This window comes from Methanolobus sp. (assembly GCF_016278365.1).
Lineage (GTDB): Archaea > Halobacteriota > Methanosarcinia > Methanosarcinales > Methanosarcinaceae > Methanolobus.
Genome location: NZ_JADQBZ010000003.1, coordinates 86,675 through 99,963 on the forward strand (window position 1 = coordinate 86,675; position 13,289 = coordinate 99,963).

Genomic DNA, 13,289 nt, shown 5'->3' on the forward strand with positions numbered 1-13,289 from the left:
TCTTATACCTGGCAATATATTTTATCTTGTATCTACTTAAACTCATATCTTTACGGAGAATAGCGATGACACTAACAGAAGACGACAAAAAGACTGTTGAGAAATATGCCCTCCAGAATGCTGTGAAATACGGCCAGGCACCTCAGATAGCTGCCGTGATGGGCCGCGTTATGGGCGAATGTCCGCATCTGCGCTGCAAAGCAAAGGATATGACTCCTTTCATACAGGAGGTATTGGGAGAAGTTGGAAAAGGCACCCCTGAGGATTGGCAGGCCCGCCTTGAACAGTTAGCTCCCGAACTTATAGAGGAGTTATGCGTCAAAAAGGAGCCGGACAAGGGACTCAAACCCCTGGAGAAGGCGGAGTGCGGAAATGTCGTGATGCGCTTTGCTCCAAACCCCAATGGGCCACCTACCCTGGGGAGTACCAGAGGTATAATCGTGAACTCCGAGTATGTCAAAAAGTATGACGGCAAGTTCATCCTCCGTTTTGATGACACCGATACCCAGACAAAGCGGCCGATGCTGGAAGCCTACGACTGGTATATTGAGGACTGTAACTGGCTTGGTGCCAAGCCGGATGAGATCGTCATCGCTTCTGACAGGGTCCCGCTCTATTATGAGCACGCAAGAACACTCATTGAGGGTGGTCACGCTTATGTCTGCTTCTGTGAGAGCGAGACTTTCAAGAAACTCAAGGATGCAAAAGAGGCATGTCCGCACAGGGACATATCCCCTCAGGAGAACCTGGAGCAGTGGGACAAGATGCTATCGGGAGGATACCCGGAGAAGTCGGCAGTGCTGCGCATCAAGACCGACATCAAGCACAAGGACCCGGCACTGCGAGATTTCGGAGCTTTCAGGATATTAAAGATGCCACACCCTCGCCCAGAAGTGGGGGACAAGTATGTCGTCTGGCCTCTGCTTGACTTTGAGGGCGCCATAGAGGACCATGTCCTGGGCATGACTCACATTATCAGAGGTAAGGACCTGATGGATAGTGAGAAACGCCAGACATACATATACAAATATCTTGGCTGGGACTATCCGGTAACGACTCACTGGGGCCGTGTGAAGATGCACGAGTTCGGCAAGTTCAGTACCAGCGGTCTTCGCTGTGCGATAGAGGAAGGCAGATACAATGGCTGGGATGACCCGCGTCTGCCTACGGTGCGCGCTATACGCAGACGTGGCATTCAGCCCGAAGCTGTCCGCAAGTTCATGATCGACATGGGTGTTGGCGAGACTGACATCAGCATCAGTCTTGATACTCTCTACGCCGAGAACCGGAAACTTGTGGAGCCAAAAGCCAACAGGTATTTCTTTGTATGGGACCCCGTGGAACTGGAAATCACTGGTGCGAATCCCTGCATAGCAAACCCGCCGCTGCATCCAACAGAGAACCGTGGCTGTCGTGAGATCGATGTGAATTCGAAAATCCTTGTGTGCAAAGAAGATGTGGAAAAGCTTGCAACCGGTTCAAAGATCAGGCTCAAGGACCTCTACAATGTGGAAGTCACATCAATGGAGCCTCTTCAGGTACATTATCTCGATGATTCCATCGCATCAGCGAAAAAGGATAAGATGCGAATCGTCCACTGGGCGCCGGTTGACGGTATCCCTGTAAAGGTTCTCTCTCCGGATGGTGAATTCACAGGCATCGGTGAGAAGCGGATAGCTACAGAGCTGGATAAGGTTGTTCAGTTCGAAAGGTTTGGATTCTGCCGGATCGACTCAGTGGGTGAGGAAGTAGTGGCATATTATACGCATAAGTGAAAAGGGCTTTTTCTCTTTTCACATTCATTTTTGGGTTTTCACTTATGTGCGATAACTTCGATTCATTTTATCAATGTATTATCGATAACCTTTTTGCAGCAATAGTGGCTATATATTTTTGCAGCATCAGGTGATACTAATTATTATGTCCGCCTACCCACGTCCCATTATTCTCATAAGCAAATGTCTGGGTTTCTCTTCCTGCCGGTATGATGGTCAGGTGATAGCCTCTCCTCTCACGGATAGCCTCAAACCTTATGTTGAGTTCATCACAGTATGTCCCGAATGTGAGATCGGGTTGGGAGTTCCGAGAAAACCTATACGCATCATTCTTGAAATTGGTGAATCCGGGGAAAAGAAGACTCTGGTGCAACCGGCCACTGGACTGGACCTGACTGAAACAATGGATGATTTCACGGCTGCATACCTGGATAAGTTTGTCACTGTAGATGGAGCTATCCTCAAATCCAAATCACCGTCTTGCGGTTTCAAAAGCACGAAAGTGTTCTCTTCCGCCGGCAGCAGGGATTGCCTGCACCGTCAGGGCACAGGATTGTTTGCTGAAGGCCTGACGGGCCGTTATCCTTATCTGCCTCTCGTTGACGAGAAGCAGTTTGCAGATTCCGCGATGAGGGACCACTTCCTGACGCAGGTCTTTGCACTGGCCACATTCAGGAAGGTGGCCGGGTCGGGAAAGATGCGTGAACTCGTAGAATATCACACGTGCAACAAACTCCTTCTGATGGCTTATGATAAGGGAACGATGGTCAGAATGGGTGATATTGTGGCTAACCACAGGAAGCGTCCTTTTGAGAAGGTCGCTGAGGATTACGAGCAGTGCCTGCGGGAAGTGCTCTCTGGGCAGGCAGGTGTTGGATCGGCCATCAATGTATTCATGCATGCAGCAGGTTATTTTTCAGACAGGCTGGACTCTGGTGAGAGGGCTCTTCTGGAAGACCGACTCCAAAAGTACCGAAAGGACAGTGCTCTGCTTGGTGAGTTGAAAGGGTTATTCATATCATGGGCAGTACGCTTTAATGTGGAATATCTCCTGCAACAAACTTACTTCTGCCCTTATCCTGAAGAACTGTCAGGTACTTTGCGGCAAGTTTGATATGTGCGGACTTCATATTATTATATGGGATAACTGGCATACGTACGGTTATCAGGGGTAATGCAAGATGGAAAAAGAGTTCCGGGAAAATGAGGATGTTGATCTTCTGGACATTGAAGGTGACGATCTGGAAGAAACAGTGCAGGTCTGTCCCGTCTGCGGTAGTATCGATTTGTATTACGAAGCTGGTGGTGTCGAGGGTATGTATCACTGCAAGCATTGCGGCTACATAGGTTCTTTCATTATCGAGGCCAACGAGGAGATGGCCAGATTGATCCGTAAAGAATACGAAAACAAGGAACGTAACACTGCACTTTGAACACAGTTATTAATGTATCCATGTGGTAAGGATATGCAGTAATACTTGATGATTTGTACGAATACAATATATAATAATAGTAATAATAATAATATTTAAAAAAGTAACTACGGGTATCATTAAGTGATACCTCGAGTCTTCAGATGTTTTGGAATTAAGCAGCTACCGGGAAAACCTTAACTTCGGTCTTCCTGATCTCAACCCTTCTGAGCGGGTAGATGTATTTAGCATTCCTGTAGATATTTGCGGAAAGCTTGCCCATGATAGCTTCTTCGATGAACTGCTCGAAATTCAGTTCGGCTGCGCGCTCAACGACGATTCTGTCCATAATTTCCCTGATGGACTTTATCTGGCTTGTCCTTGCCCTCTTGACCGTGAAGCAGATAGGCTTCACCCTTATGACGTAACCGTCCCTTGTGGTAACATCGAGGTTGGTGTCGATCCTTGAGGTCTGGCGCTTTACAATGGAGCGCAGGTAATCGGTGGTTATCTCGTGACCCATGAATCTGGTGTTGGCAACGTCACCGTTGACTTCATTGATCTCGAGTATGAGCTTTGTGTTGTGCTTTGTGAAATCGTTTGCGATCTCTCCGACAGTGGTCTCAACGATACGGCCAATGAGCTGCCCTGGATCTTCTGCAGGGGTTACTCCGATATTTGTCCTGCTGATGAATTCGGGTGTCTCTACATTATACCAGGTCTTTGACTTCCATTTGTCTAACTTTCTCTGAACTTTCTTTGCCAAGGAATTCCTCCGGATGAGTGTAATCTTATGATATTAGTAAATTAACGTGATTAGTGTAAGTGTTCGACGTTCGGTCATGATATGAAATAACCTATGCATTAGTTTGGCTCTCTATACTAGTCATGTCTATATATAAAGAAATCGGTTCATCCGGTATTTTATAAAGTGCCGCGATGCAGCTATATGAAATATCCATTCGTCCAGAAAGTATGTTCTTTCCAGAAATGAAGAGACAATTCTTCGGGATAAAAATTCCAGATGTGATATGGAATATATGATTTCAATGTATTCATAATATAGCCATTCAGCCCATACCCTAAAGGGTATGGGATTTCTGGCTAGTTCTTTTAAAAAGCAAAAAATTATATAAATTTGAGATAATTTGCCTCTATTATGGAATATCAGCGTGAAGGGTTTGAAGAGGAAAGTTTCAAAAATATTGATTTTACAGATGCATCGTTCAGGAACTCGAAGTTTATTGACTGTAGCTTTGAAAACTGTAATTTACCAAACGTAGATTTGTACAACACAAGATTCCAAGATGTTACCTTCAAGAACTGTAAAATAATGGGGTTGGACTTTTCAAAATGCAACAACTTCCTGCTCACAATAGGATTTGAAGATTCATTCATATCTTACTCTATGTTTTCAGATATGAATATGGAAAACACGAATTTTGTCAATTGCCAGATATATGATTGCGACTTCGTGAACACTAAGCTCAAAAATGCAAACTTTGAAGGTTCCGACCTTAAGAACAGCCTCTTCAGGAACACGAACCTCAGCTTCACGTCCTTCAGGAATGCTAAGAACTACGATATCGACCCAAACAACAATTTCCTGAAAAAGACAAAATTCTCAATTCCTGAAGTGATCTCACTTTTAAATATATATGACATTGAACTGGAATGATCGGGGCCGTGATATCCATACCCGGCTGCTGTATTCCATCGCTGTCGAACCTGGTTGCATGCGTATGATTAATACATGATAAGCGCGATACAGGTCGACAACTGGATAGAACTGTTAGAATATCTTAGTTATAATACCATCAAAAAAGCTATAGAGGGCGATTATGAAGGACCCACTCAGGACACTAAGGGATACTAGACCGCTGATACACCACATAACGAACTGGGTGACAATATACGATTGCGCGAACATGACCAGAGCATTCGGTGCACTCCCTGTAATGGCACATGCACCCGAAGAATGCGCGGACATGACCAATATATCATCCGCACTTGTTATCAACATCGGCACCCTGACAACTGAACTTATTGATTGCATGATCATCTCAGCGTCTGCGGCAAACAAGAAGGATATTCCGGTAGTGCTTGATGCAGTGGGTGTCGGCGCCACGAAATTCAGGGACGATATGGCCGCGAAGATCCTTAATTCCGTCAATGTTGACATTATCAAAGGCAATTATTCCGAAGTGGCAAAGCTCGCAGGAGAACATGTCAAGACTAAGGGAGTAGAGGCGACCTCCATAGATGCTGACCCAAGACAAGTCTCAGTGACATTGGCAAAAGCCAGGTCATGTGTCGTTGTCATGACAGGCAAAGAGGACATTATCAGTGATGGCAAAAGGACTTTTGTTGTGAGGAACGGCCACGAACGGATGGGCTCCATTGTCGGAACCGGATGCATGGCCGCATCGGTAATAGCTTCATTTGCAGCGGTTAATCGCGATTATAGTGATGCTGCAAAGGATGCATTATGCTACTTCGGCTTAGCCGGTGAGCTGGCTGCTGCAAGATCCGATGGTCCCGGAAGCTTCAAGGTGCACCTGTATGATGAGGTATCCAACCTCTCAGATGAGAAAGCAGAGCCCCTGATGAACTTCGAAACACTATGAACTCTCAATGCTTTCCGGCCTTAACCGAATTGATTACGGGGATAGATATGGATAAAAGGAAACTGCTTGCCAAGATAGACTTCTATCTTGTCACGGATTCAGGTCTCTCTAAGAAGAGAACCTTGTCTGATGTACGTAACGCGGTGGAGGCAGGATGCAGGATAGTTCAATACCGTGAGAAGGACCGGAGCACGAAGGAGATGGTGAAAGAGGCTTTCCTCATTAAGGAAATATGTGAGGACAAAGCCATCTTCCTTGTCAATGACCGCATCGATGTTGCCATGGCGGTGGATGCCGACGGGGTCCATATCGGCCAGGACGATATGCCAATAGCAATAGCAAGACAGCTTCTCGGCGATGATAAGATAATCGGCCTTACTGTTCATAACCTAAAGGAGGCGCTGGAGGCCGAGCAGGATGGCGCTGACTACGTCGGCCTCAGCCCTATATTTGACACATCCACCAAAGAAGATGCAGGGAAGGGAATCGGCCCTGAAAGTATAAAGGGTGTGAAGAATGCATTGAACATCCCTATAGTCGCCATCGGCGGTATAAACAAGGAAAACTGCATGAGTGTGGTCCGGGGAGGCGCCGACAGTCTGGTTGCAATTTCAGCTGTTGTATGCAGCGATGATGTGAAAAGTGAAACGAAGTATTTTATTGATATGATCAGGATAACAAGGACGAACTTGTCCTAAAGGTGACGGATCCATATCAAAGACCGAACTCTTTTTTAATGAGACCTAGGCTTCCTATCTATCCCTGCTTTCGGAATTATTCTTCCACAAAAATATATAAACTCTAACAGCTTACTTTTCAGGGTTAGGGTATAATGTCAATCTGTTGTTAAGGTATTAGCAATACTTTACTTTAAGTTTAGTAATGGAGGAGTGATTATGAAAGCCGCTCAGATAAATGAATACGGAACAGATGTTGTCGTGATAAGCCGTAATGTCAATACACCTGAGATTGCATCGGGAAAGGTTCTTGTGAAGGTACATGCCGCAGGTGTGAATCCCTTTGACTGGAAAATACGTGAAGGGTATGTGCCCCCTACGGACAAATTCAGTTTTCCGATAACACTCGGCGGAGATTTTGCCGGTACGGTAATAGATGTCGGCCAAGGCGTAACCCTGTATAGGACAGGTGATCACGTATATGGCAGCGGGCTTATCCTGTCGGGGGGCTCGGGGGCCTTTGCTGAATTCGTATTAGCTGAAGAGAAACTGACAGCCCTAAAACCGGAAAAGGCAAGTTACCTGGAAGCTGCCGCGCTGCCTCTTACAGGTGTGAGTGCATGGGATGTTCTTTTTGACAAAATGAAGCTGCATAAAGGACAGAAGATACTCATACACGGGGGTTCGGGGGGGATTGGTTCAATGGCAATCCAGATGGCAAAGTATCTGGGCGCCCATGTGGCAACAACCGCCAGGAAAGATAAAAGCGAATATCTCAAGACCCTTGGAGCTGATGAGATAATCGACTATAAAGACGAGGTCTTTGAGGAAAAGCTGGAAGATTTCGATGCAGTTTTTGATACGGTAGGCGGGGATACTTACAAAAGGTCCTTTAAGGCCCTTAAGAAAGGAGGCATCATCGTTTCAATGCTTGAACAGCCTGACCATGAGTTAATGGATAAGTATCAGGTGAATGCAGTGGGACAATCTACCAGGATCAATAGCCATCAACTGAAGAAGTTAGCAGGGCTCTTTGACAGTGGAATAATCACAGTCACTATTGAAAGGGTATTCCCCCTGGAAGAAACAGGACAGGCTCTGGAATATCAGCGCACCGGAAGCGTGAAAGGAAAGGTTGTCATAGAAATAGCGTAAGGAACCTTTCTTCTGTTATTCTTAATTTTTGAGACTTCTCAGGACGCTTACTATGGAATTAGAAAAGAAGAATCAGAGGAACCTGATTCCTCTGGGGATCTCTCCCACTCTTTTCCTGAATTCCTCGGGCCAGTTGGCAGGGTCCAGTCCCTTCTGTGCAAAGAATGCCGATGCCCATCTTTCAAGGCCGACACCGGAGCAGCCTGACCAGAGTTCTTCACCGGTCTGGCATTTTACATTGAATCCTGAAGGGTACTTGTTCCCATTCACACTGACATTCTGGAATTCCAGCCACTCGCCATCCGGTCCGCGGTAAGGCAGGACTGCTTCATAATCGGTTGTACCGGCTTCGGTCTGTTCGGCAACCCCTGTAAGTCCTTCCTGCGCCATGAACCATGGTGTGACCCATGCTTTCCGCCACTCCAGGTCGAGTATCTCGTTAAAGATATGCATGTACCTTTCGTGCAATTCGTTAGCGGCTTTTATCACCTGATCTTTGGTTCCCACCCAGACGATCTCTATCCTGTGGAACTCATCCACACGCTCCATGCCGTGGATGCCGCCGCTCTCGTACCTGTGCGAGGTGCCTGACCTGTCAAATACCCTTATAGGGAACTCGTCGGTGGGTATTGTTTCACCCTGCAGGTATGTCCAGAAAGGAGGGCACTGCGCGTAGCACATTCCACCTATCGGATCACCTATCTTCTCTTTGATAAGGGATGTAGGGACCTCAAGGGTTACTTTATAATGGTCAATGACCTCTTCCCAGTATTTTGGATCTCTGGTCTTGGGAGGACATACATAGTATATTTCGGGATAGACGCCTTTTGCATGCCCGGATTTCTGCCAGACTTCCCATGGAACTAACTTTGGGAAGATCATCTCCCTGTATGCCAACGGCTGGAGCAGTTCCTCGAGAACTATCCTCTCAAAAGCCCTGAACATCTTTGTGGACTGCGGGCCGTGTATCCACTGTCCCCGGCTGGCTCCTCTCTTTATCCAGCCAGCTTCCACCATAGCCTGTGTGGGATCTTCCGAGAACTTGTGCTCCTTCTTTTCGCTCTGCCAGAGCACATGCCAGTGTTCGGCCTTCCCGCCATAGGACTGCTGCTCTATCTTCTCCTCCATCAGGGACAGTATCCTGTCAGGAACACGGTTTGACATGGCAGAGTCATCAACATCAAGATCCAGCCTGAGAGTTCCTTCATTATACGTGATAGATCTCACATAAGGGATCTTCACTTCAGTAAGTGGCTCTTCTGACTGCATCTCTATAATGAACGAGCCCACTTCAGTACCGCGTACTCCTATCCGGAAATCCTTTCCAAGTTTTGCAGCAAGGGGCTTTTTCATACGCATCAATGCGTCGTGTACTCTTACATGCCTCCCGGACTCGATGGTAAGATTGATACGATCTCCCTCGACGCTCCATTCCACTACTTTTGCTCCCTGTCCTTCCGGGGCACCTTTTGTGAATATGGTGTCGTTGGATTCATCTATTAAGGCGCCTATGGCATCCTTTGCCGGTGTGGCATCGGCACTAGTCTTGATGGCACACTCCAGCCTGAACTTCAATCCGGTTGAGCTGTCGCCTCTGACTTCATCCTGCGGACAGCAATTATCTCTCTTTTTAACTTCCATTCTTATTCCGTTCCTGAAATGATGATATGAATAAGCGAACTTCACTCACATTAATTTGCAAAGTGCTTCTCTACATGATTATGGTATCTTAGATGCATCTTTTGCCAGATGTATCTTATGCCAGATGTATTTTTTAATAATTAAGGACTTCTCTTTTTTGCTCGTGTCCATGAAGGTGTCAGATTGGCTCCTAAAATCCTGATTCTAATTGCATACTGTTAATATATTTCGCATTCTTCATTTGCATAAACAAGTATCTTAAAAAGAGCTCCGGGGAAGCATAGAAACTGAAGCGATGATAAGATATAACCAGGTCTTATTTTACCCGTGTTTTAACATTTGATTTCAATTGGAGTGCATGCTACTGTTTAAATTTGAATGCTATATACAAGGAAGAAAGGATATCCGACCTATCCTTAATCCCGGACTCTGCTTTGGTCTTCCGGTCCGAGTGGAATCACTAACGTGAAAATACTACCCTCCCCTACTTTGCTTTCAACCCGAATCCTGCCACCGTGCATCTCGACAAACTTCTTGACAAGGGTAAGGCCCAGTCCGGTACCCTCATGTTCACGAGTAATATACGGATTCAGCTGTTTGAATGGCTGGAAGAGTTTGTCCATATCCCCCTGTGCAATACCTATACCTGTGTCTGCCACAGCTATCCGGACAAAATTACCAGAACGCTGAGCTTCAATTGCAACATGGCCTTTTTCCTGTGTGAACTTAATAGCATTGCTTGTAAGATTGAAAAGGATCTGTTTTAATTTGGTTTTATCTGCATTGATCACTCCCAGCTGAGAATCAACTTTGACATTCAGATGGATACCCTTTTTCATTGCAAGAGGAGATGTTAATGTCATAATTTCATCAATTGAGTCTGAAACATAGAATTTTTCGTATTCAAGCTCCATCTTACCGGCTTCAACTTTAGAAAGGTCGAGGATATCATTAATGAGATGTAACAGATGATTGCCACCCTGCAGAATATAATCTATGTATGTTGCCTGTTTTTCATTCAGGTCACCATAATTTCCATTAAGCAATATATCGGAAAAACCGATTATAGAATTTAGTGGAGTCCTTAGCTCATGGCTCATCGTAGCAAGGAACTCATCTTTGCTCTGGTTGGCAGTCTCGGCTGCAATTTTAGCATTCAGCAATTCTTCTTCGGCCTGTTTGCGCTCAGTAATATCCCTGCATACACAAAAACTCAGCTTCCTCTCTCCAAATCGAGCTGCATTTGCGTTTATCTCCACATCAAGGAGAGTACCATCCTTGCGAAGCTGGCGGGTCTCATGAAGAATTCCTTTACTATCTGCAAAATGAAGCATTTCAAGTAGTTGCTCGCGTGTGTAGTTAATATCCCAATCCCACATGTACAATGTCTGCATTTCTTCGTGTGAGTAGCCTAGCATTTCGGCATATCGGGGGTTTGCTTCAAAGACCTTGCCATCCTGGTCGATAATGACTATCCCATCCCGGGACTGCTCCATGAGGATTCGACGCCATAGATTCTCCTCATCTATCTTTAACTCGGCCATCTTGCGTTCTGTGATATCCTGCAATGACCCTGTCACCTTCACAACCTTACCGTCGTTCGTTTTCGGATGACCTATACAGCGAACCCATTTTTGATTTTCGTTGGCCGGGAACAATTCCAGTTCCAGATCATATGATTCTCCTTTTTCCACAGCATTCTGAACAGATTTTTCGAAGATTTCTTTTGAGGCAGGAGAATAGAAACTCAATACAAATTCAAGATTTTTAGGGCTACTTGCATCTGTATTATATATCTTTGCAACTTCAGGGGTCCAGGTGTACTCACCAGTTGATATGTCAAATTCCCAGCCACCTACCTTGGCAATCCTGCCGACTTCATTGAGAAGTGATTTACTTTCCCGCAATTTGCTCTTCGTAAGTTTACTTTCGGTAATGTCCTGTATCATCCCTATGACTACATTCCTTTCAGTATAGTATTCAGCCATGGAGTGTACAATGCGTATTTTACCGTCTTTAGGTCTCATTATACGGAATTGTACATCATAAGGCACATCCTTCTCCACCAGGTCTCTCAGTGCCTTGTCCAGCATCGGCCTGTATTTTGGCAGTGAAGCTTTTTGTATTTGTTCAATGGTAATTTGTCCGCCATAGAGACCGTAGATGTTTCTTGCTTCCTCCGAAGCATCCACTTTACCAGAGTTAAGGTCAAACTCCCAGCTTCCTACATGTGCTATTTTCTGTGCAGTATGAAGCTGCATTTCTTTCCTTCGCAGTTCATCATCCGCCAGCTTGCGTTCAGTGATATCGTGAACTATATAATAGAACAAACTTTGCGACTTTAGTTCAAGTGGGCCGCTGTAAATTTCAACATCGCGTATCTCATCATTAGCAAGACGATGCCTACTGAAAAAACAATTACTCGTTTCATCCACATTTATTTGTGTGTCATCCCTGATCTCTTCGTATGATAGAGCGTTTATATGAGTAATTTTCCGGGAGCTTAACTCTTCAAGTGTCCATCCATAATACTTGCATGCAGCCTTATTTGCATCAATAATATGAGAGGTTACAGGGTCAATAAGAAGGACAACTGCGTTATTCTCCTTAAAAAAAGACCGATACATACCATTATTTTCATCAAGCCGAAATTGTTTTTTAGTCATGAGATATCTCAAGCCTTCATTTTGGCAAATTGATAATCCGTGTTGGCATATAAACATCTGTTGGAACGCTCTATGCACAATAGCACATTCCATGTAAAACAGGAGTTGGAGGGACTCCTAAGCCATCCCTTTATAAATTATCACGGGCACCTGATATATACTCGCACATATATAAATATGCCCTTATTAATCGATAGACTACTAGAGGGTATCTAATTAGCTCCTGAAAACCTTGTTATAATTTGACGGTGTTCCCTGGTATTTCACGATCCGCATTATTCATCCATGAAATGTCAAGACACGGATTAACGCATATCTACACAGCTCTTATCTTTTTCCAGTCTTAGCTTCCAGAACTGCCATGAATCCTGTTGACCCTGTTAATCCGTGTCTTAAACATAATTTGAAAATAGATAGACTTAATGAAAAAATGAATAGGTTTTTAAATCAAAATTCTAGTTGGATAACCTCTACTATACACATTGAAAAGAAAAACAGTGCTTCCAATAACATAGAGCAATAAAAAGAAGCTTCAAGCAACATGTGCATAAAGTGATCAACTACCCAGTGATTCCATCAGCACATAGAAGTACTGCGCCTCATGCGTTATATACAACTGATACCAGGCTTCAATTGTCTCAGCCGAGAAGACTTTAAGTTCCCTGAGCACCTCACGGGCAAAATCAATGGGAGCAATACCCGAAGCGGTTATGAGATTACCGTCCGTGACCGCTGTTTCCGGCCTATAGAATGCCTTTCCTGTATAAGCAGGAATTACTGCCTTCAGATATCCAAGGTCGTTGCTGGTGTGAGGCCTCTTGTCCAGCAGTCCCGCCTTTGCCAATCCCATAGTTGCGCCGCAAATAGCCGCCACAAAAATCCCTGCGTCCAGGAACTCCTTTACCTTCTCCATCATGGGTACGTGAATATCCTCAAGCCATGTATCACCGCCCGGGAGAATGAGCACTCCCGCGTCTGCAGCGTTGCACTCCTCAAGGCTTACATCCGGCAATATGCGCACACCGCCCATGGTGACAACAGACTCTTTCGTGAGGCCCACTGTCCTGACGATATACTTTTCAGCATCTTTCCTGAAATAGCGACCGGAGTTCAGTTCAGCTATCAGAAAACCAGGCTCCCAGTCGGCCATGGTGTCGAATACGTAGAGGTAAGCGATCTTGGTCATGTGTATGTCCTCAATTAATTATAGTGAAAGTATGTGAGGTCTATATTAATCTCTTTTTGGCCTGCGATTAAAAATAAATGTTCTCTTGAAGCAATGAAAGAAAGCAGCAACAACTATGTGACAGAGGGATTATGCGACAAAGGGGTTGAA

Annotated in this window: 11 protein-coding genes; 7 read left to right on the plus strand and 4 right to left on the minus strand. The window is 45.2% G+C overall.

Features of this window, described 5'->3' with window-relative positions:
- The first annotated feature begins 65 nt into the window (after window positions 1-65).
- The 3 genes from QZZ22_RS02530 (at window position 66) to QZZ22_RS02540 (ending at window position 3,208) form a co-directional block, all read left to right on the plus strand.
- A complete protein-coding gene (locus QZZ22_RS02530) occupies window positions 66-1,775 on the plus strand; it encodes a glutamate--tRNA ligase (protein WP_292462375.1) in 1,710 nt (569 codons plus the stop codon).
- A 145-nt stretch (window positions 1,776-1,920) separates the two neighbouring features.
- A complete protein-coding gene (locus QZZ22_RS02535; protein WP_292462377.1) occupies window positions 1,921-2,889 on the plus strand; it encodes a DUF523 and DUF1722 domain-containing protein in 969 nt (322 codons plus the stop codon).
- A 67-nt stretch (window positions 2,890-2,956) separates the two neighbouring features.
- Window positions 2,957-3,208, plus strand: a complete 252-nt coding sequence (locus QZZ22_RS02540; RefSeq protein WP_292462379.1) for a hypothetical protein — start codon at window positions 2,957-2,959, stop codon at window positions 3,206-3,208.
- Between the two features lie 154 nt (window positions 3,209-3,362).
- Here the strand turns inward: QZZ22_RS02540 and QZZ22_RS02545 are convergent, their stop codons facing one another.
- The gene (locus QZZ22_RS02545) at window positions 3,363-3,953 is read right to left on the minus strand and encodes a 30S ribosomal protein S3ae (RefSeq protein WP_292462380.1); all 591 of its coding nucleotides are present in this window, start codon (window positions 3,951-3,953) and stop codon (window positions 3,363-3,365) included.
- 393 nt (window positions 3,954-4,346) lie between these two features.
- On the opposite strand from QZZ22_RS02545, the gene QZZ22_RS02550 reads away from it, so the two are divergent.
- The 4 genes from QZZ22_RS02550 to QZZ22_RS02565 all read left to right on the plus strand — a co-directional run bounded on the left by QZZ22_RS02550 (window position 4,347) and on the right by QZZ22_RS02565 (window position 7,646).
- Window positions 4,347-4,865, plus strand: a complete 519-nt coding sequence (locus tag QZZ22_RS02550) for a pentapeptide repeat-containing protein (protein WP_292462382.1) — start codon at window positions 4,347-4,349, stop codon at window positions 4,863-4,865.
- A 163-nt stretch (window positions 4,866-5,028) separates the two neighbouring features.
- Entirely contained in the window at window positions 5,029-5,814 is a 786-nt protein-coding gene (gene thiM, locus QZZ22_RS02555; RefSeq protein WP_292462384.1) for a hydroxyethylthiazole kinase, read from the plus strand.
- Window positions 5,815-5,861: 47 nt separating this feature from the next.
- Window positions 5,862-6,512 (plus strand): thiamine phosphate synthase, encoded by a 651-nt coding sequence (gene thiE, locus QZZ22_RS02560; protein WP_292462387.1) that lies wholly within the window; start codon window positions 5,862-5,864, stop codon window positions 6,510-6,512.
- 198 nt (window positions 6,513-6,710) lie between these two features.
- A complete protein-coding gene (locus tag QZZ22_RS02565; RefSeq protein ID WP_292462389.1) occupies window positions 6,711-7,646 on the plus strand; it encodes an NADP-dependent oxidoreductase in 936 nt (311 codons plus the stop codon).
- A gap of 72 nt (window positions 7,647-7,718) precedes the next feature.
- Here QZZ22_RS02565 and QZZ22_RS02570 read toward each other — a convergent pair whose 3' ends face one another.
- The 3 genes from QZZ22_RS02570 to QZZ22_RS02580 all read right to left on the minus strand — a co-directional run bounded on the left by QZZ22_RS02570 (window position 7,719) and on the right by QZZ22_RS02580 (window position 13,139).
- Window positions 7,719-9,287: a serine--tRNA ligase gene (locus tag QZZ22_RS02570; protein WP_292462391.1), complete on the minus strand. Its 1,569-nt coding sequence runs from the start codon at window positions 9,285-9,287 to the stop codon at window positions 7,719-7,721.
- A 416-nt stretch (window positions 9,288-9,703) separates the two neighbouring features.
- Complete coding sequence (locus QZZ22_RS02575; RefSeq protein ID WP_292462393.1) at window positions 9,704-11,953, minus strand: PAS domain S-box protein; 2,250 nt, start codon at window positions 11,951-11,953, stop codon at window positions 9,704-9,706.
- Window positions 11,954-12,509: 556 nt separating this feature from the next.
- Entirely contained in the window at window positions 12,510-13,139 is a 630-nt protein-coding gene (locus QZZ22_RS02580; RefSeq protein ID WP_292462395.1) for a type 1 glutamine amidotransferase family protein, read from the minus strand.
- Window positions 13,140-13,289: the final 150 nt, after the last annotated feature.

Bases quoted from the DNA above. Each gene is read 5' to 3' on its own strand.
- QZZ22_RS02530 (WP_292462375.1), top strand. From the start codon at position 66: ATGACACTAACAGAAGACGACAAAAAGACTGTTGAGAAATATGCCCTC.
- QZZ22_RS02535 (WP_292462377.1), top strand. From the start codon at position 1,921: ATGTCCGCCTACCCACGTCCCATTATTCTCATAAGCAAATGTCTGGGT.
- QZZ22_RS02540 (WP_292462379.1), top strand. From the start codon at position 2,957: ATGGAAAAAGAGTTCCGGGAAAATGAGGATGTTGATCTTCTGGACATT.
- QZZ22_RS02550 (WP_292462382.1), top strand. From the start codon at position 4,347: ATGGAATATCAGCGTGAAGGGTTTGAAGAGGAAAGTTTCAAAAATATT.
- thiM (WP_292462384.1), top strand. From the start codon at position 5,029: ATGAAGGACCCACTCAGGACACTAAGGGATACTAGACCGCTGATACAC.
- thiE (WP_292462387.1), top strand. From the start codon at position 5,862: ATGGATAAAAGGAAACTGCTTGCCAAGATAGACTTCTATCTTGTCACG.
- QZZ22_RS02565 (WP_292462389.1), top strand. From the start codon at position 6,711: ATGAAAGCCGCTCAGATAAATGAATACGGAACAGATGTTGTCGTGATA.
- QZZ22_RS02570 (WP_292462391.1), bottom strand. From the start codon at position 9,287: ATGGAAGTTAAAAAGAGAGATAATTGCTGTCCGCAGGATGAAGTCAGA.
- QZZ22_RS02575 (WP_292462393.1), bottom strand. From the start codon at position 11,953: ATGACTAAAAAACAATTTCGGCTTGATGAAAATAATGGTATGTATCGG.
- QZZ22_RS02580 (WP_292462395.1), bottom strand. From the start codon at position 13,139: ATGACCAAGATCGCTTACCTCTACGTATTCGACACCATGGCCGACTGG.